28 protein-coding genes and 1 tRNA gene are annotated in these 19,456 nt (G+C 58.1%); 13 read left to right on the plus strand and 16 right to left on the minus strand.

Annotated features, from left to right (window positions below; translation table 11 throughout):
• The 8 genes from QZ196_RS02240 to QZ196_RS02275 form a co-directional block, all read right to left on the minus strand.
• Positions 1-310, minus strand: a 310-nt coding sequence (locus tag QZ196_RS02240; RefSeq protein ID WP_296423438.1) for a DUF669 domain-containing protein, incomplete at its 3' end; no start/stop codon positions are given.
• A gap of 21 nt (positions 311-331) precedes the next feature.
• Positions 332-1,078, minus strand: a complete 747-nt coding sequence (locus QZ196_RS02245; RefSeq protein WP_296423441.1) for an ATP-binding protein — start codon at positions 1,076-1,078, stop codon at positions 332-334.
• A complete protein-coding gene (locus tag QZ196_RS02250; protein WP_296423443.1) occupies positions 1,078-1,581 on the minus strand; it encodes a hypothetical protein in 504 nt (167 codons plus the stop codon). Before QZ196_RS02250 ends, QZ196_RS02245 begins: the two co-directional genes overlap by 1 nt.
• Positions 1,574-2,356, minus strand: a complete 783-nt coding sequence (locus tag QZ196_RS02255) for a hypothetical protein (protein WP_296423445.1) — start codon at positions 2,354-2,356, stop codon at positions 1,574-1,576. Before QZ196_RS02255 ends, QZ196_RS02250 begins: the two co-directional genes overlap by 8 nt.
• A complete protein-coding gene (locus tag QZ196_RS02260; protein ID WP_296423446.1) occupies positions 2,353-2,838 on the minus strand; it encodes a hypothetical protein in 486 nt (161 codons plus the stop codon). Before QZ196_RS02260 ends, QZ196_RS02255 begins: the two co-directional genes overlap by 4 nt.
• Positions 2,839-2,848: 10 nt before the next feature.
• Positions 2,849-3,058 (minus strand): helix-turn-helix domain-containing protein, encoded by a 210-nt coding sequence (locus tag QZ196_RS02265; protein WP_089276225.1) that lies wholly within the window; start codon positions 3,056-3,058, stop codon positions 2,849-2,851.
• A gap of 176 nt (positions 3,059-3,234) precedes the next feature.
• The gene (locus tag QZ196_RS02270; RefSeq protein ID WP_296423452.1) at positions 3,235-4,164 is read right to left on the minus strand and encodes a hypothetical protein; all 930 of its coding nucleotides are present in this window, start codon (positions 4,162-4,164) and stop codon (positions 3,235-3,237) included.
• Positions 4,157-5,380 (minus strand): hypothetical protein, encoded by a 1,224-nt coding sequence (locus QZ196_RS02275; RefSeq protein ID WP_296423455.1) that lies wholly within the window; start codon positions 5,378-5,380, stop codon positions 4,157-4,159. Before QZ196_RS02275 ends, QZ196_RS02270 begins: the two co-directional genes overlap by 8 nt.
• Here QZ196_RS02275 and QZ196_RS02280 point away from each other — a divergent pair.
• The 8 genes from QZ196_RS02280 (at position 5,379) to QZ196_RS02315 (ending at position 11,148) form a co-directional block, all read left to right on the plus strand.
• Complete coding sequence (locus tag QZ196_RS02280) at positions 5,379-5,858, plus strand: helix-turn-helix transcriptional regulator (protein WP_296423458.1); 480 nt, start codon at positions 5,379-5,381, stop codon at positions 5,856-5,858. The genes QZ196_RS02275 and QZ196_RS02280 overlap by 2 nt on opposite strands.
• Positions 5,855-6,772 (plus strand): ImmA/IrrE family metallo-endopeptidase, encoded by a 918-nt coding sequence (locus QZ196_RS02285; RefSeq protein ID WP_296423461.1) that lies wholly within the window; start codon positions 5,855-5,857, stop codon positions 6,770-6,772. The genes QZ196_RS02280 and QZ196_RS02285 overlap by 4 nt, the downstream gene beginning before the upstream one ends.
• A gap of 222 nt (positions 6,773-6,994) precedes the next feature.
• A complete protein-coding gene (locus tag QZ196_RS02290) occupies positions 6,995-7,186 on the plus strand; it encodes a hypothetical protein (RefSeq protein WP_296423464.1) in 192 nt (63 codons plus the stop codon).
• A gap of 34 nt (positions 7,187-7,220) precedes the next feature.
• Positions 7,221-7,670, plus strand: a complete 450-nt coding sequence (locus QZ196_RS02295; RefSeq protein WP_296423466.1) for a DUF2924 domain-containing protein — start codon at positions 7,221-7,223, stop codon at positions 7,668-7,670.
• On the plus strand, positions 7,667-8,995 hold the full coding sequence (locus tag QZ196_RS02300) for a recombinase family protein (protein WP_296423469.1): 1,329 nt from the start codon (positions 7,667-7,669) through the stop codon (positions 8,993-8,995). Before QZ196_RS02295 ends, QZ196_RS02300 begins: the two co-directional genes overlap by 4 nt.
• Positions 8,992-9,375, plus strand: coding sequence for a hypothetical protein (locus QZ196_RS02305; protein ID WP_296423471.1), 384 nt, complete (start codon positions 8,992-8,994; stop codon positions 9,373-9,375). Before QZ196_RS02300 ends, QZ196_RS02305 begins: the two co-directional genes overlap by 4 nt.
• A gap of 211 nt (positions 9,376-9,586) precedes the next feature.
• The gene (locus QZ196_RS02310) at positions 9,587-10,489 is read left to right on the plus strand and encodes an oxidoreductase (protein ID WP_296423473.1); all 903 of its coding nucleotides are present in this window, start codon (positions 9,587-9,589) and stop codon (positions 10,487-10,489) included.
• Between the two features lie 194 nt (positions 10,490-10,683).
• The gene (locus QZ196_RS02315; protein WP_296423475.1) at positions 10,684-11,148 is read left to right on the plus strand and encodes a hypothetical protein; all 465 of its coding nucleotides are present in this window, start codon (positions 10,684-10,686) and stop codon (positions 11,146-11,148) included.
• A 507-nt stretch (positions 11,149-11,655) separates the two neighbouring features.
• Here the strand turns inward: QZ196_RS02315 and QZ196_RS02320 are convergent.
• A tRNA-Ser gene (locus tag QZ196_RS02320) sits at positions 11,656-11,745 on the minus strand.
• A 409-nt stretch (positions 11,746-12,154) separates the two neighbouring features.
• Between QZ196_RS02320 and QZ196_RS02325 the strand changes: the two genes are divergently transcribed.
• The 5 genes from QZ196_RS02325 to QZ196_RS02345 all read left to right on the plus strand — a co-directional run bounded on the left by QZ196_RS02325 (position 12,155) and on the right by QZ196_RS02345 (position 15,187).
• Complete coding sequence (locus tag QZ196_RS02325; protein ID WP_296423476.1) at positions 12,155-12,628, plus strand: hypothetical protein; 474 nt, start codon at positions 12,155-12,157, stop codon at positions 12,626-12,628.
• Positions 12,629-12,674: 46 nt separating this feature from the next.
• Complete coding sequence (gene pth, locus QZ196_RS02330; protein WP_296423477.1) at positions 12,675-13,349, plus strand: aminoacyl-tRNA hydrolase; 675 nt, start codon at positions 12,675-12,677, stop codon at positions 13,347-13,349.
• Positions 13,315-13,572, plus strand: coding sequence for a DUF2332 family protein (locus QZ196_RS17545; RefSeq protein WP_366510940.1), 258 nt, complete (start codon positions 13,315-13,317; stop codon positions 13,570-13,572). Before pth ends, QZ196_RS17545 begins: the two co-directional genes overlap by 35 nt.
• A gap of 66 nt (positions 13,573-13,638) precedes the next feature.
• On the plus strand, positions 13,639-14,805 hold the full coding sequence (locus tag QZ196_RS02340; RefSeq protein WP_296423479.1) for a serine hydrolase: 1,167 nt from the start codon (positions 13,639-13,641) through the stop codon (positions 14,803-14,805).
• 1 nt (position 14,806) lies between these two features.
• Positions 14,807-15,187 (plus strand): DUF2237 domain-containing protein, encoded by a 381-nt coding sequence (locus QZ196_RS02345; protein WP_296423481.1) that lies wholly within the window; start codon positions 14,807-14,809, stop codon positions 15,185-15,187.
• 4 nt (positions 15,188-15,191) lie between these two features.
• On the opposite strand, the gene QZ196_RS02350 is transcribed toward QZ196_RS02345, so the two are convergent.
• From QZ196_RS02350 to ihfB, 7 genes are all read right to left on the minus strand, one after another.
• A complete protein-coding gene (locus QZ196_RS02350) occupies positions 15,192-15,680 on the minus strand; it encodes a helix-turn-helix transcriptional regulator (protein WP_296423483.1) in 489 nt (162 codons plus the stop codon).
• A gap of 28 nt (positions 15,681-15,708) precedes the next feature.
• Positions 15,709-16,152, minus strand: a complete 444-nt coding sequence (locus tag QZ196_RS02355) for a hypothetical protein (protein WP_296423485.1) — start codon at positions 16,150-16,152, stop codon at positions 15,709-15,711.
• Between the two features lie 47 nt (positions 16,153-16,199).
• Positions 16,200-16,649 carry a PepSY domain-containing protein gene (locus QZ196_RS02360; RefSeq protein WP_296423487.1) on the minus strand — a complete coding sequence of 150 codons (450 nt, stop codon included), beginning with the start codon at positions 16,647-16,649 and terminating at the stop codon, positions 16,200-16,202.
• Positions 16,650-16,815: 166 nt separating this feature from the next.
• Positions 16,816-18,042, minus strand: a complete 1,227-nt coding sequence (trpB, locus tag QZ196_RS02365; RefSeq protein WP_296423489.1) for a tryptophan synthase subunit beta — start codon at positions 18,040-18,042, stop codon at positions 16,816-16,818.
• Between the two features lie 80 nt (positions 18,043-18,122).
• Positions 18,123-18,785, minus strand: coding sequence for a phosphoribosylanthranilate isomerase (locus QZ196_RS02370; RefSeq protein WP_296423491.1), 663 nt, complete (start codon positions 18,783-18,785; stop codon positions 18,123-18,125).
• Complete coding sequence (locus QZ196_RS02375) at positions 18,785-19,138, minus strand: LapA family protein (protein WP_296423493.1); 354 nt, start codon at positions 19,136-19,138, stop codon at positions 18,785-18,787. The genes QZ196_RS02370 and QZ196_RS02375 overlap by 1 nt, the downstream gene beginning before the upstream one ends.
• A gap of 9 nt (positions 19,139-19,147) precedes the next feature.
• On the minus strand, positions 19,148-19,429 hold the full coding sequence (ihfB, locus tag QZ196_RS02380) for an integration host factor subunit beta (RefSeq protein ID WP_296423495.1): 282 nt from the start codon (positions 19,427-19,429) through the stop codon (positions 19,148-19,150).
• Positions 19,430-19,456: the final 27 nt, after the last annotated feature.

The raw sequence follows: 19,456 nt of genomic DNA on the forward strand, positions 1-19,456 counted from the left end.
GGTGCAACTCCTCGCTGTCGCTGACATGCATCCGGCCCGTCGCATGGCAGATGGCAGACAGCGTGCGCTGCGCGATCTCGACGGTGGTCGGGTTCGGGTTCACCAGGTTCAGCTGGTCGAAGATCTTCCGGCCCTTGTATGGGCCGTCAAGGATGTCGAGCATCATCCAGAGGAACTGACCCATGCCATTGCGGGTCACGCGCATCTCGCTCTCGACGATCTGGGCGCTGTATTTGCCTGCGGGCAGCAGCTCATAGGGTGTGGTGGGTTCAACGCTGGTGGCGTCAAATGACGTATCAAAACGTGCCATAGTGGTATCCTTTCAGGTGTATCATTCAGATTGGGGCATGGCCGCCATGAACTCGGCCCAGCTGAGCTCGAGCGTGTCTGGCAGGCCGTAACGGTTCTTGGCGAGGAAGGCGGGGCGCTCTTCGGTGTGCATAACGCGCGCACCCGACCCGAGCGCCCGGGTCACCTTTTTGTTGAAGCCGACATCGGATTTGGCGACCGAGATCCGGTAATTGGCAAAGAGCACGACATCGGAATGTTCTTGCAGCAGCGCCGAGGCGCGGGTCTGCAGCTTGATGACATACCGGTCGTAGGGTTCGTGCTCGGGGCTGTCGAAGCGCTTGATATCGGTATGGGCGATCTGAATAACCGCCATGCCCTTTTGGTCGCGCAGCGCGTTCAGCTTGTCGAGATATTCGCGCCAGACGGTCAGCGCTTCGGCATAGCCCTTGCCAAAGCCCGGGGTTTCGATTGAGGCCCAGCCGTTGCGCTTGCAGGCTTCGGCCCAGATCAGCGGTTCCAGCCAGTCGACGCTGTCCACGACAACGGTGCCATAGTCGTGACCCTCATTCAGAAGCGCGTCGAGCGCCTCCGCGACCTCCGCATAGCTGGTGGCCAATGGAAAATGCGGCACCTGCAGCTTGCCCAAGCCATCTTCGGTCATGACGAACACGGGCCGGTCGGCATCGGCGGCAAAGGTGGATTTGCCGACACCGGCCACGCCGTGCATCAGGATGCGTGGCGGCGAGAGCGCCGAGGTGGTGCGCAGGGATGCGAGAGAAATCGCCATCAGTGAACTCCTTCTGACTGCGGCATGGTGGGATGGGAAATCATCGGCACAGCATCAGCTGCTCCCGCTGTGACGGCCATAAACAGCGCATCCAGACGGTTGGCTTCACCAAGGCATTCGATGCCTTTGCGCCGCATGAACTGGCGTGCGTCATCCAGCAATTCCGGCTCGGCAATCAGAGCGGGTATACCGACATACTCTTCCGCGCTTTCAACGAAGTACGATTTTGACCGCAACTTCTTCACCAGTGGCGCGAAGGCCGCACAGACCTCTGTGAAATCCGACTGGCCCAATCCGTCATCGCGGTTGCGCAGGATGCGCTTGACCTCGGTGATGATGCCGGTGCGCAGCATGCGCAGTGCGCCTTCCTGACGTGCCTGCGTGCAGGTCAGCGGGAAAGCCGCTTCCATAATGTCATCGGCGATCTTTGGGGCGTTGTTGCCCAGACGGGATGCGTAATCCCAGACGCGTTCGGCAAATGCCGCTGATTGGCTATCAAGCATCAAACCACTCCTTGATTGTTGTAAAAGCTGCCGACCCTTGCGCGATGGCTTTGGCATCGAGGTCGTGAAACGGGACATTCTGCGCCTCCCACATGCCCGCCTGGGCAAGGGTCAGGTTGTCGTCGGAGGCCCATTCGGCAAAAGCACGGAACGTGCCGGTCACGTGCTGCCAGGCCGCCTGTTCAGGCGTGGGCGGGACGTAGAGAGGATTGCGTCGGCTGGGACTGCGCTGCGGGCGCAAGCCGCGCATGGCGGCATCCGTCACCATTTTGCGCAGCGCCGTGCGGGTTGGTTCCTCGCCATGCTCCAGCCGGTCATCGAGCGTGCGACGCACAATGCCGGGATCAGCGGCCTCTGCGTCGCGGATCAGCCGGGCGTCGTGAATGGCCTTGCGTGACAACCCGATATCTGACGATGTGGCCAGCCGGGTGTTCCCTTCGGAAACACCCAGATCAGACTGGTTGGTCCCAAGACGCGCAACCTCGCCGCGCGCCTGCGCCGCATCGTATTCATCTGCAAGGCGCCGCTTGGCAGCAGCTTCGATCTCCAGCGCATCAGCCTGTGCACGATGTGCAGCTGCCACCAGATCATCATGCGCGGCCTTGGCGGTGTGCAGTCGCGCAGTGCGTTTGGCCATGTCATAGGCCAGTCCGGCTGTTTCGCGCGCTTCCAGCACTTCGGCTGCGGTCTTGGCGCCTGCCAGCATGCTGGCCGCACGGTCGATCAGGCCGGGCAGATCCCGGACAGGATCAAGGATGGGGGTCAGAGCTGTCATGCTGCACCCCCGTTCAAATCGAACCGATACTTGGGTTTGCCGGTCCGGACCGTGCGCGCAGGCTCAAATCCTTTCCGCCAGGATTCCGGCAGTGCCGTGTATTTGCGCTCGGATACCGTCAGCTTGGTGTCGATGAACTCCGCCGGGTCTTCGCCAGACGAGGCGATGTTTTCAGCGATCTGGGTGAGTTTCGCCTGATCCCAATCGATCCGTTTCGCCAACTCGGCGATCACGGTGACGCCGTCATCCTCAAAGCGGATCGTGCCGGTGTCCTTACCCGCGCCGTGACGGAATTCGGCAGCACGGTCAGCGTATTTCAGGGATATGGCGCCATCGAGCCAATCAGCGACCGTTTTGGCTTGGGTGAGCTGCTGATCGGCCGCGTCTTTGAGCATTGCCAGTTGATCAGCGGGCAGTGCCGCGATCTGGCCTACCGGCATGCGGTGGATATCGCCCAGTGTGATGTGGTTGGAAATTGTCATGTTGTTCCCCTCACGCCGACATTGGACGATGGGGCTCGTGGTCAGCGCCACGAATCTGTTCGGCCTCAAAGCCCTCGACATCTTCAAGCCGGTAGATGACCCGGCCGCCGAGTTTGATGAATTTCGGGCCTTCGCCCGTGTACCGCCACCGCTCCAGCGTGCGGTGCGATATGTTCCAGCGAGCCGCCAGCTCGATCTGGGAAAGGTGTCTTAGCGCCATGTGAACCTCCTTGGGGTTTTTGCGAACACTTGCGGGTTCAACATGACGGAGGGCGTGGGAGGCCCCGTGGAGGCAGGCGGGAGGCAAACTGGGAGGCAACGAAAATAGCTGGATAAGAATGAAAAAAAGCCGCCCCGAAGGACGGCTTTTTGCTGAAATAATTTGAGGGTGATGGATTAGGGGTCGATCCAGCAGTTTCCATCATCAACCTTGATGAACCGCCATTTTTCGGCGCTGCGACCAAAAGCTTTCTTCAACGTGTTCACCTGGCCGCCATAACCCGCATCTTCTAGAACTGCCGCCAAGCGCAGCACCTGTGATTTCGACCAGTAGGCTTCAAATAGAAGCTGCAGAAAGCGGCGCTGCTTGTCCCCACCGAATGTCAGGGTTTCGTCCCGATGCCAGACGATCCCGCAATCATCCGAATGGTCGATCGGGAACTTGCGCTGAACCTGGCCTGGAAACACACGGGCACCAAGCGCCTGCGGCGACATCGCGAGCTTACCTGGGGCGCTCGACACATCGGCAATGCTGACGACGATGTTCCGCTTGTTCGCCGTCATTGGGATGCGATCACCTGGTGTCGAGGTCAGGACGACACGCACTTCGTCTGGCGGCCTGCGTTCTAAGAGGGCACAGATCTTTTCCCAGACGGCAGGATCAGACAGGCGTCGTGCGTACCAGACAGGCACCGGAGCTTTCGCCCCTGCCAGCCTGATAGTTCCAATATCCCAGGCAAAGCCGTCAATTAATGGTGCCGGGCGTGGCGGCCCAGCACGATCAAACGCGACCAGCATCTTGGCGAAGAGCATCTGGTAATCCACGGTCAAGGCCGCGAGTTCATCAGCATCGACTGAGACCCAACGTCCGACGTTGTTATGGTAGCCGTACTGCCTGCGCTCGGCACACCACTCCGCCGGGATGGGCTCATCCTCGAAGTCGTCCATCGCGGTGACGACCGGGATATGCCCGGACGCCACCAGAAGCTTGGTCCCGAGCAACTGATCCGTTGCCCGAGGCGCCACCTGCCGCAATGTTGCCGCCTGCACCTTGGCGGCGCGGGTTTCCATCACCAGCAGCAGCAAATCGATCGCCCGCTTACTCAATGAGGTCACCGAGAGCGGCAGTGTCAGTAAGGATGCCCCAACGGCGCAGATACTTTTCGCCGATCAGACGCTCATGCGGCGTCATGTCCTTCAGGTTGCAGCCATGCGGCATGGTCACGGTCAGCGTCAGGGATTTTCCCCGGCCACCGCCCGGGCCCGGGTGAAATTTAATCGTGAAGCGCGCACGCGTAATAATCCATTCCGGAGCCTCTGTCGCGACCGGCAAAACACTCCCCGCGCCACCGATATCCAGATTGATCCGCTGTTCGGCCATGTCCCAAATCGACCGGTCCGCGCCCGACATGGATTCGAGCGTGATCCGTTCATTGCGTTCGCCTACTTCCATAAAACGCAATTCTTTCACGGCGACGCCCATGATCCCATCATCGGGATCGGTCGGAAAATCGAAAGGCTTCAGCAGCATGCTGAGGTTGTATTCACGCAAAGGGATATGCTTTTCATCGAAATCGATCCCGAGAAGGTCGCGCGCCATGAATGAAGTCAGATCCTTCCGGTCGTCCAGCGTGTTGGCCACCACCTCGATGACACCAGTGTCGGCCTCATACGTCAGAGCCGCCTCGAACACTGGCTTCACGATACGGCGCGACAACGTGCTGTTTGCGTCGAAACCAAGCATATCCTCCGGCCGCCCCTCGCGATAAACAGCGACCTGAACCAGATCGCATTCCTGCTCATCGAGGATGACGCGGTGGCGGTCGAAAACATCAACATGGACGTGCGGCGTCGCGAAGCGATCACGGATCGCCTTGGTGAAGGCAGCAACCGAAACTGCATCCCGGCGAACGGTGCAGCCTTTCTCCACTTCAAAGCCATTCCACGACCGACCACGGCGGCGTTCATCGTTGTAGCGGACCTCTTCTGCCTTACGGAACTGGTCCGGTTCATTCAAAAACACCCAGAGCGACCGGTTGTTCGCCCCTTCCAGCGTGTCGAATACTGCCCGGTCAATAACGACATTCTGCAGGGCGTTCTGGCCAGGCTCATCGGCCAGGGCAGCGACTTGACCCGCATTCATGATAACGCGCTGTTTTTCGTCATCACTCATGTTGTCGACTGCCTTGATCAGGGGTTCGACAACTTCCGACTCAGGCTTGGTCCAATCGATCGGCGGAAGGGACGTGAACCCAGAACCGGTGAAATAATCATGCAGTCGGATGACGGGGGTCTTGCGGAGAAACGCGGCAATGGCGGTCATGGGAGCCCTTTCGTGGCAAAATGGGAGAGAATCGGCGCAAAGCGATACGCTGGTGTTCGGTGTATACCGAACAATCCGCCAGGTCTACTTGCGCACTACCATTTTGTTCGGCATACCGAACAAAATGCCCGCAACCAAGGAAAACAAGGATGATACGATGACCACGTCCCTCGGCGCCAAGATCAAGCGCCACCGTCAGGAAAAGGGATACTCCCTCGATAAGCTCGCGGAACTGACCGATTCAAGCAAGAGCTATATCTGGGAGTTGGAAAACCGAGATGCTCGAAAGCCGTCCGGGGAAAAGCTGACCCGCATTGCGCAGGCCCTCGAGGTCACCACCGATTATCTGCTGGACGAAAGCGAGGAGCCCGGCGATGCCGTGCTCAAGGAGGCTTTCTTTCGCAAATTCAGCAAACTCGCCCCTGACGACCAGGCGAAGATCAACCAGATGATCGATATGTGGGGAAAGAAGGATTGAGCCTGCCCACAACGCCACAAGGTTGGGCGATCCGCCTGACCCGGATACTGTCATTGCATCAGGCAGCGCATGGGCTGCCACGATTTCCAATCGATGTTGCAGCTCTTGCGCAGGATTTTTCGCGCCAGCTCTTTCCGGACGCGCCAATCACCATTGTGAAGGGGCTGCAGCTCTCGAAAGGGGTTGAAGGCATGCTGATGCCGCATCCCAACGGATCAGGTGAATGGGGCGTCGTCTACAACGAAACTATCCGCTCGCCGGGGCGGCGGAACTTCACGTTGGCGCATGAACTGGGCCACTACCTTCTGCACCGGCATACAAATCCCGCTGGGCTTGAATGCACCAGCCGCAATATGGCCGACTGGGATGAGGGCCGGAACAAGATTGAAGGCGAGGCCAATACCTTTGCCTCCTATCTGCTGATGCCCCTCGACGATTTCCGAGCCCAGATCAAGGGACGGGTCATCGACATCGACGTGATGACCGAGTTGTCGGACCGCTATGCCGTGTCGCTGACCGCGGCGATACTGAAATGGATGACCATTACCGACAAACGCGCAATGATCGTGGTCGGCAAGGAAGGCTTCATTGACTGGGCATGGTCCAGCGAGCCGTTGCTGAAATCCGGTGTCTTCTATCGCGCACGGCAGGTCGTGACCGAGTTGCCAGCTGCAACCCTGGCAGCGCAGGAGGTAGACTGGGACACCGGTCGTCACGGCCGTCTGCACCCGGCTGGCATCTGGCTTGGCGCTGAACCCGTTCACGAAATGACCGTGTTCTCACCCGGCAACGAGATGTCGATCTCGCTGCTGCTCTATCCCGACAGTGCCCCGTCGCGATGGGAGATGGCTAATCTTGAGGAAGAGCCCACCCTCGATACCTTCGATAAGTTCATGGGTGGCAGCGCGGAGTGATTCGCGGCACGAACCGCAAGCGTTGGCCATTCGTGCACTGGAATGCGTGCGCAGAAATACGCGACGCTTCTCACAGGTCGAAACTGTCCACAAAACATTGAAAAGCTTGTGTTTTTACGATTTCGCGATATCTTTTGGACATCATCCCAATCGCGAAAAGCCCCCATGTCACACCAAGCTGAAAGCCCGATTTCAGGGCCTAATCCCCTATGCCCAGAGCGCATGTCAGCAGATGCGCGCCTCGCCGAGATCGGTCGCATCCTTGCCGCCGGCGTGGTTCGGCTGAACGCCACACAGTCCAGTGATTTATCTGCCGATGGCGGAGACAGTTTCGTGGACTTCTCGCCTCGAAAGAGCGGTGGTCTTCGTGCAAAACGTATCCGCATCGGAGGAATTGATGAAGCATCACAATAAGATAACCCCAAGTAAACCTGGGCAGGACCGCGCGATGGACCAGACAGTTCTTTCGCGCCTGGCCGCGCTAAAGGCGATGTCAGTGAAAGACCTGAAGGTCGAATGGGAAAAGCTATTGGGCACAGCCGCACCGAACAACAGTCGGACCTTTTTGGAAATCCGGATCGCGTATCGGCTGCAGGAGCTGACCTACGGCGGCCCCGACCGGGAAACGCGTCGCATGCTGGACCTGCTGGCCGACGAGGTCGAAGGGCACAATCGGCGCAAGCACCAGATCGCGGATCCCCGCAATCCGGTGGTGGGGACCAAGCTTATCCGCGAATGGGACGGGATTGAGCACACAGTCACCGTGCTGAAGGACGGTTTCGGCTGGCAGGGCTGCAAATTCAAATCGCTCTCCGCCGTGGCGCGTGAAATCACCGGCACACGCTGGAATGGCTATCGCTTCTTTGGCCTGCGCGAGCGCAAGCGGGAGGAAGCATGATGGACATCAACACCCGCCAGAACCGTCGCCTGCGCTGCGCCATCTATACCCGCAAGTCGAGCGAGGAAGGGCTCGACATGGAATTCAACAGCCTCGATGCCCAGCGTGAGGCCTGCGAAGCCTATATCGCCAGCCAGAAATCCGAGGGCTGGGTCGCCACGCGCGAACGCTACGACGATGGCGGTTTTTCCGGTGGCACCCTTGAACGCCCCGGCCTTAAGCAACTGCTGGCTGATATTGACGACGGGCTGATCGACGTGGTGGTGGTCTACAAGATCGACCGCTTGTCGCGTTCGCTGATGGATTTTTCCAAGCTGGTTGAGGTCTTTGACCGCAATGGCGTCACTTTTGTATCTGTGACCCAATCTTTCAACACGACAACGTCCATGGGGCGGCTGACGCTGAATATCCTGCTCAGCTTTGCCCAGTTCGAGCGCGAGGTCATCGGTGAGCGCATCCGCGACAAGGTGGCGGCATCGCGCAAGCGGGGGATCTGGATGGGCGGCTATGTTCCGCTGGGTTATGATGTCCAGGATCGCAAACTGTTGGTGAACGACGTCGAGGCTGCATCTGTCCGTCGTATCTTCGAGCGGTTTGTCGAACTCGGGTCTGCCACAGTTCTGGCACGCGAACTCCGCCGCGAAGGGTTCCGCAACAAACAGGGCACGCTGATCGACAAGGGCTACCTTTACCGGCTGCTGAACAACCGCGTTTATCGTGGTGAAGCCGTCCACAAGGGCAAGGCCTATCCCGGTGAGCACGACGCCATCATCGACGAGGACCTCTGGGATCGGGCGCACTCCATCCTGCAGGAAAGCCCGCGCAAACGGGCCAACAACAGCCGGTCGCGGACCCCCGCTCTCCTGAAAGGGCTGATCTTCAGCGACACCGGCGCGGCCATGACGCCCACAAGCACCAAGAAGGGCGCAAAGCTTTACCGCTACTATGTGTCGATGGACGTCATCCGGAACCGCGAGACCGGCGAAGAGACCGCCCCGATGCGGCTGGCGGCTGGAATGGTCGAGGACGCGGTCGTGACCGAGGTCCGACGCATCCTGCAGACGCCGGAGGTGGTGACGCAGGTGATCGCGGCCCTGAAGACGGAAAAGGGCGCAGTTTCCGAGGCCGACGCCATCGCGGCACTTCATGATTTCACCGCGCTCTGGGCGCAGCTTTTTCCGGCCGAGCAGGCACGGATCATCCAGCTCCTAATCCGGCGCGTCACCGTCACCGCCGCAGGTCTTGAGGTGGACATCCGGCGTGAAGGGATCGCGGGCGTCATCCGCGAGATGGTCGCACCGCACAATCTGGAGGCCGCCGAATGACGAACGCCAATGACACGATCCGCGTGCTGATCCCGTTGAAGGTCCGCAAGAAGAACGGTCGGCCAAAAATAATGCCGCCCGCCAACTATCTGCCGAGCGAGGACCAGACGCAGGATCCGCATGTCCTGCGCGCCGTAGGCCGGGCATGGGGCTGGCGGCGGCGCATAGAGGCAGGCGAATTCAGCACGATCCAGGAATTGGCTGAGGCCGTCGGGCTGGCTGAGCGGCATGTCAGTCGGCAACTACGGTTGGCATACCTTGCGCCGGAAGTGCTCAAGCGGCTTACCTGCGGGCGCGAGGCGTCGGCGGTTAGACTGTATGATCTGTGTTTTCTGGCTGGGGAGGCTTGGGGGGAGCAGGTGGGGCGCACATTCGACTGACGGCGGGCGTCTGGCCTGGAAATGGTAGGGGAGGCACCCATTTCACATAGAGCCGACGTTCGTGCCTTCTGCAGCTAATGGCTCTTCAGAGCCCATTCTACCGGATGCTGCGGAAACGACCAATGGCAGTGAACCACAAGAAGCTGACATTTAAAGTTGGAACTGTTACGCAGATATACAGGCAAAAAACCCAATGTAGAAAGCTTCTTAAATGACCTCAGAATTCCAACATTGGATTGACCAAAATCTCCCTAGCCAAGACGGCAAGACAATCCTGATTACAGGGGGGAATTCCGGGATAGGCTACTATGCGGCCTTGGCTCTGGCGAAAGCCGGTGCGCATGTTGTTATTGCAGGTCGAAACCCCGACAGGATCGAGCAAGCCATCAAAAGCATCGAAGCTGAAGGGGTAGCTGGACATGTTGAGGCCGGAATTGTCGATCTGGTAAGTTTGGCGTCCGTAAAGCAGTTCTCAGAACAATTTAGAATATCCCATCCAAAGCTGGATGTTCTTATTAACAATGCTGGTGTGATGATGCCGCCTGAGGGCAAGACTGAAGACGGTTTCGAGAGCCAGTTCGGGGTCAACTTCTTGGGTCATTTTGCGCTGACCGGGCTCCTTTTTGATCGTTTGCAATCTACGGCTGGTTCAAGGGTTGTGACGCTCAGCAGCATTGCACACAGGGGCGCGCAAATCGATTTTGACAACTTGCGGCTGGAAAAATCCTACGATCAAAAGCGCGAGTACTACCAAAGTAAATTGGCTGACCTTCTGTTCACCTTGGAACTTGCGCGCCGCATTGATGCAAAAGAGGCGTCCGTGCTATCCGTCGCCTGTCATCCAGGGTTCACAAAAACGGAACTGCAACGACATGTTGATCCTGCAATGCTTGCGAAAATGACTTTCATGGAGGCTTGGCAGGGTTCGCTACCGACATTGCTCGCCGCGACAGGGGCGAATGTTATGCAAGGGGATTACTATGGGCCAGATGGTCCGGGCGAATTGGGCGGTTTCCCCGCGATTGGCGAGATCGACGCCTCCGCGCGGGATGCTGGCGTTGCGAAGCGGCTGTGGGAGGTTGGGCAGGACGTGACGGGCATTGCCTTTCCTTAAGAACTGCCAGAACATCGGCCAAGAGTATAACATATTTTGATGAGGCAAGGTTTATGCGAGATCAGCAATTTGAACCGCCGCGCGTGTCTAGGCGCAGAGTGCTATCAACTGCGTTTGCAGGCGTTTGCGGTATTGCAACCTATGCTACGGTCTTGCCCACGTCGGCCAAAGCCACAGGAAACGAAAGTGCTCAGATGAACCCAACCGATCTCATCACTGCTCTGCGATCAATTGGAACGCCTGGTTGTCTGGCTGCTGCTGATAGATTGGAAGCAGTAATCGGATCACAGGCCGGATTTGATCTGCATCTGCGGCGCGCAGGATTAAAACAAGCAGATGCACAGGTTTTAGCGGACGGAATGTTGCGAGCTAATGCTGGAAATGCGCTTTCCCTTAGGTCCTTCAGCGCAAGCTATAACCCTGAATTGGGAGACGTTGGTGCTGCCACATTAGCCACCGCCTTCCCGGCGACCATGACAGAATTGGGACTTGTAGGGTGCTCTGTTGGAGATGCAGGTGCCCGCCCGATCTTGGAATGGGCTCGCAGTGCGCCTAATCTCAAGATGATTTGCGTGGAGGGAAACAATTTTTCGGCTGGTATAAAAATCCAGTTCCGAAATTTGGCGTCTCTTGGCGGTAATATGCTGGTGGTGGTTTGATCTTACCCAGCCTTTGAAGATCAGACAGAAAATGAGATCATAATTGTCGATAAATGCGTAAAGCCGCCATTGGAGCAGCTGCAGCGAATTCACACTTCGTCCGCATCTCGGTCGTTGCTGCAAGCTGCAGCGAATGACTGGTCCAGGATCCGGTGACCGCTGTCCCGGGAGCATCGTCGCCCGACCTGGTTGTGGCCCAACCTGCTAAGGCTTTCTCACTACCCCGCTCAATCACGCCGCCTTCGGGTGTCTCTGACCGTTTCGACAGCGGTCGAACCCACCTCAACTGCGGCGTAATCCATTTTTCGCAAGCACTTGAAAAGGCGTGCCTTTTTGAATGCGTCTCGATTTGAGTGAAGGGCGGGTGAAAGGAGACACGGGTCGTTCAGAGACCGGTTCTGGTCAAAACGCCAGTCTCCGAAAGTCGGATGGCCTCGCTAAACCCCTTTGAACCAAAAAGAAAAAAGGCCCCGTCAGGGACCTCATCTCGGGTTCGCGATGTGCAAGTGGCGGAGACGAAGGGATTCGAACCCTCGAGACGGTTTCCCGCCTACTCCCTTAGCAGGGGAGCGCCTTCGACCACTCGGCCACGTCTCCGCTGACCGCTATACTTGCCAAACCCCAATGAAAACAAGACCTAAATACTACTTATTTTGGGTTGAGCGGAACAAATCAAAAAGCCTCTGGCTCAACGCCATGCGACCATATCTCTACCACGTCCAGTCTGAAGGTGTGCAAAGTGCGTGCGTTGTGTTCTGCCTGTGTTCCGCTCAGACGGGCAGCCCATTGATGTAATTGCACATTATCTCATGTGCCACGCCGCGTCCAAAGCGACTTGGCGAGCGTCTTTAAACGAGAGCAGTGCATTCAGGGGTGCGTCCCGGACCAAGTATGACGGCTTCAGCCATTCGCTTGCCGCGATCGTTATCACCCCCATCTCTTTGCCCACAGGGGGTATGTTGCCCGTGCAATGATCAGTACCCTTTGCCACGAAAATTGATTGGAGATGAACTTGATCATGGATGGGGTGCGGAAGTTCATGAAAAAGGAAACCATCAAGCGCGGTCGCCCTGCACCAAAAATATCAAAGCGATCTGGATATCTGACACCGGACGAACAAGCAAAAAGCCTGGTTGCGGTTCGTCGCATTGATGGCACCCTCGAGAACACATATCTTCGCGTCCCGTTTGGCCGACATGGAACGGAGAAGACGCATATCCTTTCATACGTGAGCAGCTTTGCCCATGCGGCCAGAGACGTGCCGCCTGTTGTTGATTTGCGCACCTTGGTCTCGGATAACTCAATTCATACGGATGGAAATCTGGACTCTGGTATTTACGCAACCCGACGGGTCCGAGACTTGATTTCGACGATCCGCGACAGATTATTGGATCACGGCACTCTGGGTGCCGTGAGGATGTTAACCGATCGACAGCGTGCCGGCGGATTGTCATGTCCTGACCGATCCCGCGCTTTGTAAGACGACCCACTAGCGCCGCACTGCGGCATAGATTAACGTATGATTCATGAAGTTGATTGTTGGTCTTGGGAATCCGGGCGCGAAATACGCAAATAACCGCCATAACATTGGTTTTATGGCGGTGGATCGCATTGCCGCAGACCATGGGTTCAGCGCCTGGCGGTCCAAATTTCAGGGCCAGATTGCCGAAGGACGGGTTGGGTCCGACAAGGTGACCCTGTTGAAACCCGAAACATTTATGAACCTGTCCGGCCAATCGGTGGGCGACGCGATGCGGTATCTCAAGCTGACATCGGGCAATGTGATCGTCTTTCATGATGAAATTGATCTGGCACCGGCCAAGGTCCGACTAAAGACAGGTGGCGGCCATGCCGGCCACAATGGCTTGCGGTCGATCCATGGGCATATCGGGCCCGATTATCAGCGGGTGCGGATGGGGGTCGGTCATCCGGGCCACAAAGACGCGGTGCCCGCCTACGTGCTGCATGACTTTGCAAAGGCAGATCAGGACTGGCTGGATGATGAATTGCGCGGGATCAGCGATGGCATCGCCCATTTGGTCGATGGCGATGGAGAGCGGTTTTTGAACGCCGTTGCCCTGCGCACTGCGCCGCCCCGGTCGTCGACCAGCAAACCGACGGCCAAGGTGCCGGATACCCCGCCCGAACCCGCACCTGACGCACGCAGTGCCATGCAGAAACTGGTGGATCGTTTCCGGTGACGCAGGCCCGGCTGCGCGATTTGGCCTGCCAATCCACCTGTCGGAACTGGGTGCCAGTGCCGGGTTGAACCTGATGTGGGATCATTTTGCGCTGCGTATCGGACACGCGACATTCGGGCCAGACACCCCTGCGTTAACCCTGCGGCTGTGGCCCGATGACCTGCATATCCCCTTGGGCCGCGCCGACTTTCATGGCCGCTGGGTCATTTGGGATGCGCCGTAAACGCGCCACCCCATTGCAACGCCTTGCGCAATCGCAACAAGGTGGGCAGGCGCGAAAGGACACAAGATGAAAACACGTTGGAAATGGGCCATTGGGGTGATTGCTTCACTGGCGCTCGCCCTGACCGTTCTGGGCATCTGGAAACGTGACGCGCTGGCGCGTTTATCGGCGGTGAACAGCCTGTTTTCCGAAGAGACAATCATCGCCAACTTTTCACATATGGACAGCGCGTTCCGGAGCAGGACCCTGCCGCGCGGCACCAGCGGCCAGACCCCGCTGCCGATGGGGCAGCCGACCACCCTGCCTGACGCGGCGGTCGATTGGATTGCCGCACGCGATGTCACCGCGCTTGTTATCCTCAAAGCCGGAAAAGTAGTCTTTGACGACTATTATCTTGGCACCGGACCCGATGATTTGCGGATCAACTGGTCGGTGTCAAAAAGCTATCTGTCGGCGCTGCTGGGGGTGCTGCTCGACGAAGGGGCCGTCGGCAGCATTGACGATCCCGTGATCCGGTACGCCCCGACGCTGACGGGCACGGCCTATGATCGCGCCAGCATCAAGGACGTCTTGCAGATGTCGTCTGGCGTGACATTTGACGAGGACTATCTCGCCTTCTTTTCCGATATCAACCGCATGGGCCGTGTGCTGGCGCTGGGTGGGTCGATGGATCGGTTTGCCGCAGACCAGATGGACAGCTTTGCCGCACCGGGCACCACGTGGAAGTATGTGTCGATTGACACCCATGTCATCGGGATGGTGATCCGCGGGGCCACCGGGCGCGACATTCCCGACCTTTTGACCGAAAAAATCATTGCGCCGATGGGGCCGCAAGCAGATCCATATTACGTGACCGACGGCTATGGTGTGGCGTTTGTGCTGGGCGGGTTAAGCACGACCACCCGCGACAACGCCCGCTTTGGTCAGATGATCGCCAATGGGGGGCGCTGGAATGGCCAACAGATTGTGCCCGCCGATTGGATCGACCTATCGACAGTGCCCAGCGCGCGCACAGCGCCCGGTGCCACTGGCTATGGGTATCAATGGTGGGTGCCGGTCGGGGCACAAACCGGGCAGTTCATGGCCCGTGGCATTTATGGGCAATACATCTATATTGACCGCATCAATGATGTGGTTATTGCGGTACATGCCGCCGACCGGGCATTTCGGGATGCCGGTGTTGACCAGCAAAACGAAGCCATGTTTCGACTGATTGCAGAAAGTATTGACTGATATGGAAAAAGACCCGTCCTTCAACGTCCTTGGCAGCACGCTGGCGCCCTGTTCGACTGATCCCATGACCGGTTTTTTCCGCAATGGCGCCTGTGATACCTGCGCGGCCGATCACGGCAGCCATACGGTATGCGCCGTGATGACAGCCGAATTTCTGGCGTTTTCAAAATACGTCGGCAATGACCTCAGCACGCCCCGTCCCGAATATGGTTTTGCGGGGCTGAAGACAGGGGACAGCTGGTGTTTATGTGCCAGCCGGTTCCTGCAAGCCCACGAGGAAGGCTGCGCGCCGCAGGTCAACCTTTATGCTACCCATGTGCGGGCGCTGGATATCGTGCCGATTGATGTGCTGCACCAGAATGCGCTGCCGCTGGAAAGCTGAATAATCAGCTATTGGGCGTGATATCGACCATTAGCTCGTCAATAAACAGGCTCAGTAGCTGGGGACGACCGGCCACACCGGCCTTGCGGTAAATCGCGTTGGTCTGGGCCTTGATGGTGCCTTCGCTGACCTGTCGCAGCCCGGCAATTTCCTGTGTCGACATGCCCTTGACCGCGAAAAGCGCCACGTCATGCTCGGCCGGGGTCAGCCCCCAACTGGCAAAGCGTTCTTCCATCACATCACGAAATGCGCCCGAGGCGAGCCGCAACTGGTCTTCGACATGCAGGTTGCGGGCCATCGTTTTACGCAGGACCATCCAACCCAGCAGCACCCCCAACAACAGCCCAAGCGCCGCGCCAAGCTCGATCAGCTCGTGGAATTGCCAGCTTATCGGGGCCAACCCCAACACGGATGCCAATATCTGGGCGACGAAAAACACGGCGCATAGCACCTGCACGACCACAATGGCCAAGACATACCAGCGCCCTGTCACGCATCGTTCTCCTTAGACTGCACGACGCTCAGTCATCTTCGTCATCATTGTCATCGCTCTCGTCTGATTCGTCACTGCCATCATCTTTGGAATCATCGCCATCGTCGTCACCGCTATCATCGTTATCATCGTCGTCTTGCGATGAGGTGTCGTCGTCGTCGTCACGGGTTGAATCAGTATCATTGTCACTGGGGTCGAAAATCTGCGGGGAACGCCCATCATCTTTTCCTTCTTCCAGCGTCACCCAATAGTCACGCAAAATCTCGCCGGTTTGCGGATTAAAGACCAACTCCCTGCGCAACGTATCACTGAGCGCGACAACGCGGACGCGGCCAAGCCAGGTGCGGTTCATCGTGATTTCAGAAAACCCCTGTGTGCGCAGTTGCGACACAATAGCATCCTGCACGGATTGGGCCGCCGCCGCGAGCGGCGCCCCAATCAACACGAGACATATGATCAGCCTCTTTAACATAGCTTCTCCATTACACGACCGGGCGCACGTTGGACAGCACGAGATGACTAATCATCATCGCCATCATCGCTGTCGTCGCTGTCGTCGCTGTCGTCGCTGTCGTCGTCTTCATCCTCGTCTTCATCGTCATCATCATTTTCATCGTCGTCTTCATCGTCATCGTCGCTGTCGTCATCGTCGTTTTCATCTTCATCGTCGTCGCTGGAATCGTCATCCTGGCCGTCGATCTCGATACCGGGGGTCGTATCGTCGCTGTCGTTGACGGGGCGCACTTCCTGCTCCAAAATTTCGCCGGTCACGGCATCGTATGTGACTTCAAGCTTCATACCGTCGCGGATTGCTTCAACTTCGACACGGGAACTGCTGCTTGATATCTCGATACGCTCATAGCCTTCGGCCTGAAGTTGTGAAATGACCTGCTCGGCAATGGTGTCCGCGTAAACGGCGCTCGCTGCAAATGCCAACGCGGCGGTGGTAGAAAGAAGTAGGTTTTTCATCGTCAGTTTCCTTTTGGAGATGCGGACCTGCCTTGTGCAGACCGTCGCCAAACAGAAACGCATGAACCACCAGCCGTCGCTATGGGTCAGAGGTTTAATCGGGGCAGTATAAACCGATGGCCCACCGGCATAAACCAGAGTTTATGCCGGTGTCTGGCTTGCCTGATCAGATCTTCATGTCAAAGCCAAGGTGCTTGGCGACCGTAAAGATATCTTTGTCACCACGCCCACACATATTCATCACCAACAGATGATCGTTGGGCAGATCGGGTGCAATTTTCATCACATGGGCCAGTGCATGGGACGGTTCGAGCGCGGGAATGATTCCCTCGAGGGCACAGCAAAGCTGGAACGCCTCCAGCGCTTCAACATCGGTAATCGCAACATATTTCGCGCGCCCTATGTCATGCAGCCAGGCGTGCTCTGGTCCAATTCCCGGATAGTCGAGCCCGGCAGAAATCGAAAACCCCTCAAGGATTTGTCCCACATCATCTTGCAACAAATAGGTGCGGTTGCCATGCAGCACGCCGGGACGTCCGCCCGTCAGCGATGCGCAATGCTCCATTTTGGCGTTCACGCCTTTGCCGCCCGCCTCGACCCCGATGATGTTCACGTCTTTGTCGTCAAGAAACGGATAAAACAGCCCCATCGCGTTGGAACCGCCACCAATTGCGGCGATCAATGTGTCGGGCAAACGGCCTTCGGCGGCCTGCATCTGTTCTTTGGTTTCCTTGCCGATGATTGCCTGAAAATCACGTACCATCGCGGGATAGGGGTGCGGCCCGGCGACCGTACCGATGCAATAGAATGTGTCACGGACATTGGTCACCCAATCGCGCAGCGCATCATTCATCGCATCCTTGAGCGTGCCGCGACCCGATGTCACCGGCACCACCTCTGCGCCCAGCAGGCGCATGCGGAACACATTGGGCGCCTGCCGTTCGACATCATGGGCACCCATGTAGACGATACATTTCAAACCGAATTTTGCGCAGACGGTGGCGGTTGCAACGCCGTGCTGCCCCGCGCCGGTTTCCGCAATGATACGGGTCTTGCCCATGCGACGTGCAAGGATGATTTGCCCCAGCACGTTGTTGATCTTATGCGCGCCGGTGTGGTTCAGCTCGTCGCGCTTGAGGTAAATCTTGGCACCGCCCAAGTGTTGGGTCAGACGTTCCGCATGGTAAAGCGGGCTGGGACGGCCAACGTAGTTGGTCCAAAGGTCCTGCATTTCGGCCCAGAAGCTTTCGTCGGTCTTGGCATGCTCGTACTGCTCTTCCAACTCAAGGATCAGCGGCATCAGGGTTTCGGACACGAAACGCCCGCCAAAATCGCCAAAACGCCCCTTTTCGTCGGGGCCTGTCATGAAGCTGTTGAAAAGATCGTTGGCCATCGGGCACCTCTTACTTTGCGAAATCCAGCATTATCGCCATGCAGCGCAATGGTAAAGCAGACATCGGGCCGCAGCGTCGGTCAGTCTGGGGTTTCATTGGTGCCATGCGCCGCCTGACAAAAGGCCGCGATCATGTCTGGATCCTTGATGCCCGGCACCGTTTCCACCCCGGACGACACATCCACCTGCCGCGCGCCGGTCAGCGTAATGGCCGCCGCAACATTATCGGCCGTCAGCCCGCCGGCCAGCATCCATGGCACCGGCCAACGCCGCCCGGCAATCAACCGCCAGTCAAAAGCCAGACCGTTCCCGCCCGGCAGATCCGCGTCTTTCGGCGGCTTGGCATCGACCAATAGCTGGTCGGCCACTTGCGCATAAACGTCCAGCGCGGCCAAGTCGCCTGCATCGGCAACCCCCACCGCCTTCATCACCGGCAAGCCATAGCGGGCCCGAATGGCGGCCACGCGCGCGGGCGTCTCGGTGCCATGCAATTGCAAGATATCCAGCGGCACATCGGCCAAAATGGCGTCCAGTTGGGCATCGTCCGCATTCACGACCAGCCCCACCTTGGCCAGACCGACCGGGACCTCCCCGGCAATGGCCGCCGCCTGCCGAATGGTCACATTTCGCGGTGATTTTGGGAAAAATACCAGCCCGACATAGGCCGCGCCAGCATCGACTGCCGCCTGCATCATCGCCTGATCACGCAGCCCGCAGATTTTTACCCGCACGTCAGATGGCATCAGCCGGCTTTATCCAACAAGGCCAGCACATCGTCGCCCTTGGCGGCTGCGGCGGCACCGCGCAGCTGTGCGACCTCGCTGCGCAACGCCTCGGCCTCGCGTGTTTTGACCCGCGCATGCGCACGCATGCGATGTTCACGGACCCACTCCCACAGAAAACCGATCAGCAAGCCCGCACCAACGCCCAAAAAGATGACCACGAACAGCGGCAGCGCGATGTCAGGCGACAGACCAAGCAGATCGGCAAGCGCCGTGGGCATCGCACGCACCGTGACCACGTCACGGTTTGCCAGTCCAATCAGAATAAGACAAAGACCAACGATGGCCCAAAAGGCATAGCGTAGTGTTTTCATGACGTTCCCTCAGTTGCCGTTCAAACGGTCCCGCAAGAGCTTGCCGGTCTTGAAAAACGGGACGTGTTTTTCGTCCACCTGCACCGATTCACCCGTCCTTGGGTTTCGGCCGGTCCGCTCATCCCGCTTTTTCACCGAAAACGCGCCAAAGCCACGCAATTCCACACGCTCACCCCGCGCCATGGCGCCGGTGATCTCTTCAAAAATGGTATTCACGATCTTCTCGACGTCGCGTTGATACAGATGCGGATTTTCGTCGGCAAGTTTTTGGATCAGTTCAGAACGGATCATGGCAGCAGCCTCCCAAGCAGCGGTATA

The sequence above is a fragment of the Yoonia sp. genome (genome assembly GCF_017854565.1).
Lineage (GTDB): Bacteria > Pseudomonadota > Alphaproteobacteria > Rhodobacterales > Rhodobacteraceae > Yoonia.

Coding starts and splice junctions, on each gene's coding strand:
- QZ196_RS02245 (WP_296423441.1), bottom strand. CDS start 1,078: ATGGCGATTTCTCTCGCATCCCTGCGCACCACCTCGGCGCTCTCGCCG.
- QZ196_RS02250 (WP_296423443.1), bottom strand. CDS start 1,581: ATGCTTGATAGCCAATCAGCGGCATTTGCCGAACGCGTCTGGGATTAC.
- QZ196_RS02255 (WP_296423445.1), bottom strand. CDS start 2,356: ATGACAGCTCTGACCCCCATCCTTGATCCTGTCCGGGATCTGCCCGGC.
- QZ196_RS02260 (WP_296423446.1), bottom strand. CDS start 2,838: ATGACAATTTCCAACCACATCACACTGGGCGATATCCACCGCATGCCG.
- QZ196_RS02265 (WP_089276225.1), bottom strand. CDS start 3,058: ATGGCGCTAAGACACCTTTCCCAGATCGAGCTGGCGGCTCGCTGGAAC.
- QZ196_RS02280 (WP_296423458.1), top strand. CDS start 5,379: ATGGGAGCCCTTTCGTGGCAAAATGGGAGAGAATCGGCGCAAAGCGAT.
- QZ196_RS02275 (WP_296423455.1), bottom strand. CDS start 5,380: ATGACCGCCATTGCCGCGTTTCTCCGCAAGACCCCCGTCATCCGACTG.
- QZ196_RS02290 (WP_296423464.1), top strand. CDS start 6,995: ATGTCAGCAGATGCGCGCCTCGCCGAGATCGGTCGCATCCTTGCCGCC.
- QZ196_RS02295 (WP_296423466.1), top strand. CDS start 7,221: ATGGACCAGACAGTTCTTTCGCGCCTGGCCGCGCTAAAGGCGATGTCA.
- QZ196_RS02300 (WP_296423469.1), top strand. CDS start 7,667: ATGATGGACATCAACACCCGCCAGAACCGTCGCCTGCGCTGCGCCATC.
- QZ196_RS02305 (WP_296423471.1), top strand. CDS start 8,992: ATGACGAACGCCAATGACACGATCCGCGTGCTGATCCCGTTGAAGGTC.
- QZ196_RS02310 (WP_296423473.1), top strand. CDS start 9,587: ATGACCTCAGAATTCCAACATTGGATTGACCAAAATCTCCCTAGCCAA.
- QZ196_RS02315 (WP_296423475.1), top strand. CDS start 10,684: ATGAACCCAACCGATCTCATCACTGCTCTGCGATCAATTGGAACGCCT.
- QZ196_RS02325 (WP_296423476.1), top strand. CDS start 12,155: ATGAACTTGATCATGGATGGGGTGCGGAAGTTCATGAAAAAGGAAACC.
- pth (WP_296423477.1), top strand. CDS start 12,675: ATGAAGTTGATTGTTGGTCTTGGGAATCCGGGCGCGAAATACGCAAAT.
- QZ196_RS02340 (WP_296423479.1), top strand. CDS start 13,639: ATGAAAACACGTTGGAAATGGGCCATTGGGGTGATTGCTTCACTGGCG.
- QZ196_RS02345 (WP_296423481.1), top strand. CDS start 14,807: ATGGAAAAAGACCCGTCCTTCAACGTCCTTGGCAGCACGCTGGCGCCC.
- QZ196_RS02355 (WP_296423485.1), bottom strand. CDS start 16,152: ATGTTAAAGAGGCTGATCATATGTCTCGTGTTGATTGGGGCGCCGCTC.
- QZ196_RS02360 (WP_296423487.1), bottom strand. CDS start 16,649: ATGAAAAACCTACTTCTTTCTACCACCGCCGCGTTGGCATTTGCAGCG.
- trpB (WP_296423489.1), bottom strand. CDS start 18,042: ATGGCCAACGATCTTTTCAACAGCTTCATGACAGGCCCCGACGAAAAG.
- QZ196_RS02370 (WP_296423491.1), bottom strand. CDS start 18,785: ATGCCATCTGACGTGCGGGTAAAAATCTGCGGGCTGCGTGATCAGGCG.
- QZ196_RS02375 (WP_296423493.1), bottom strand. CDS start 19,138: ATGAAAACACTACGCTATGCCTTTTGGGCCATCGTTGGTCTTTGTCTT.
- ihfB (WP_296423495.1), bottom strand. CDS start 19,429: ATGATCCGTTCTGAACTGATCCAAAAACTTGCCGACGAAAATCCGCAT.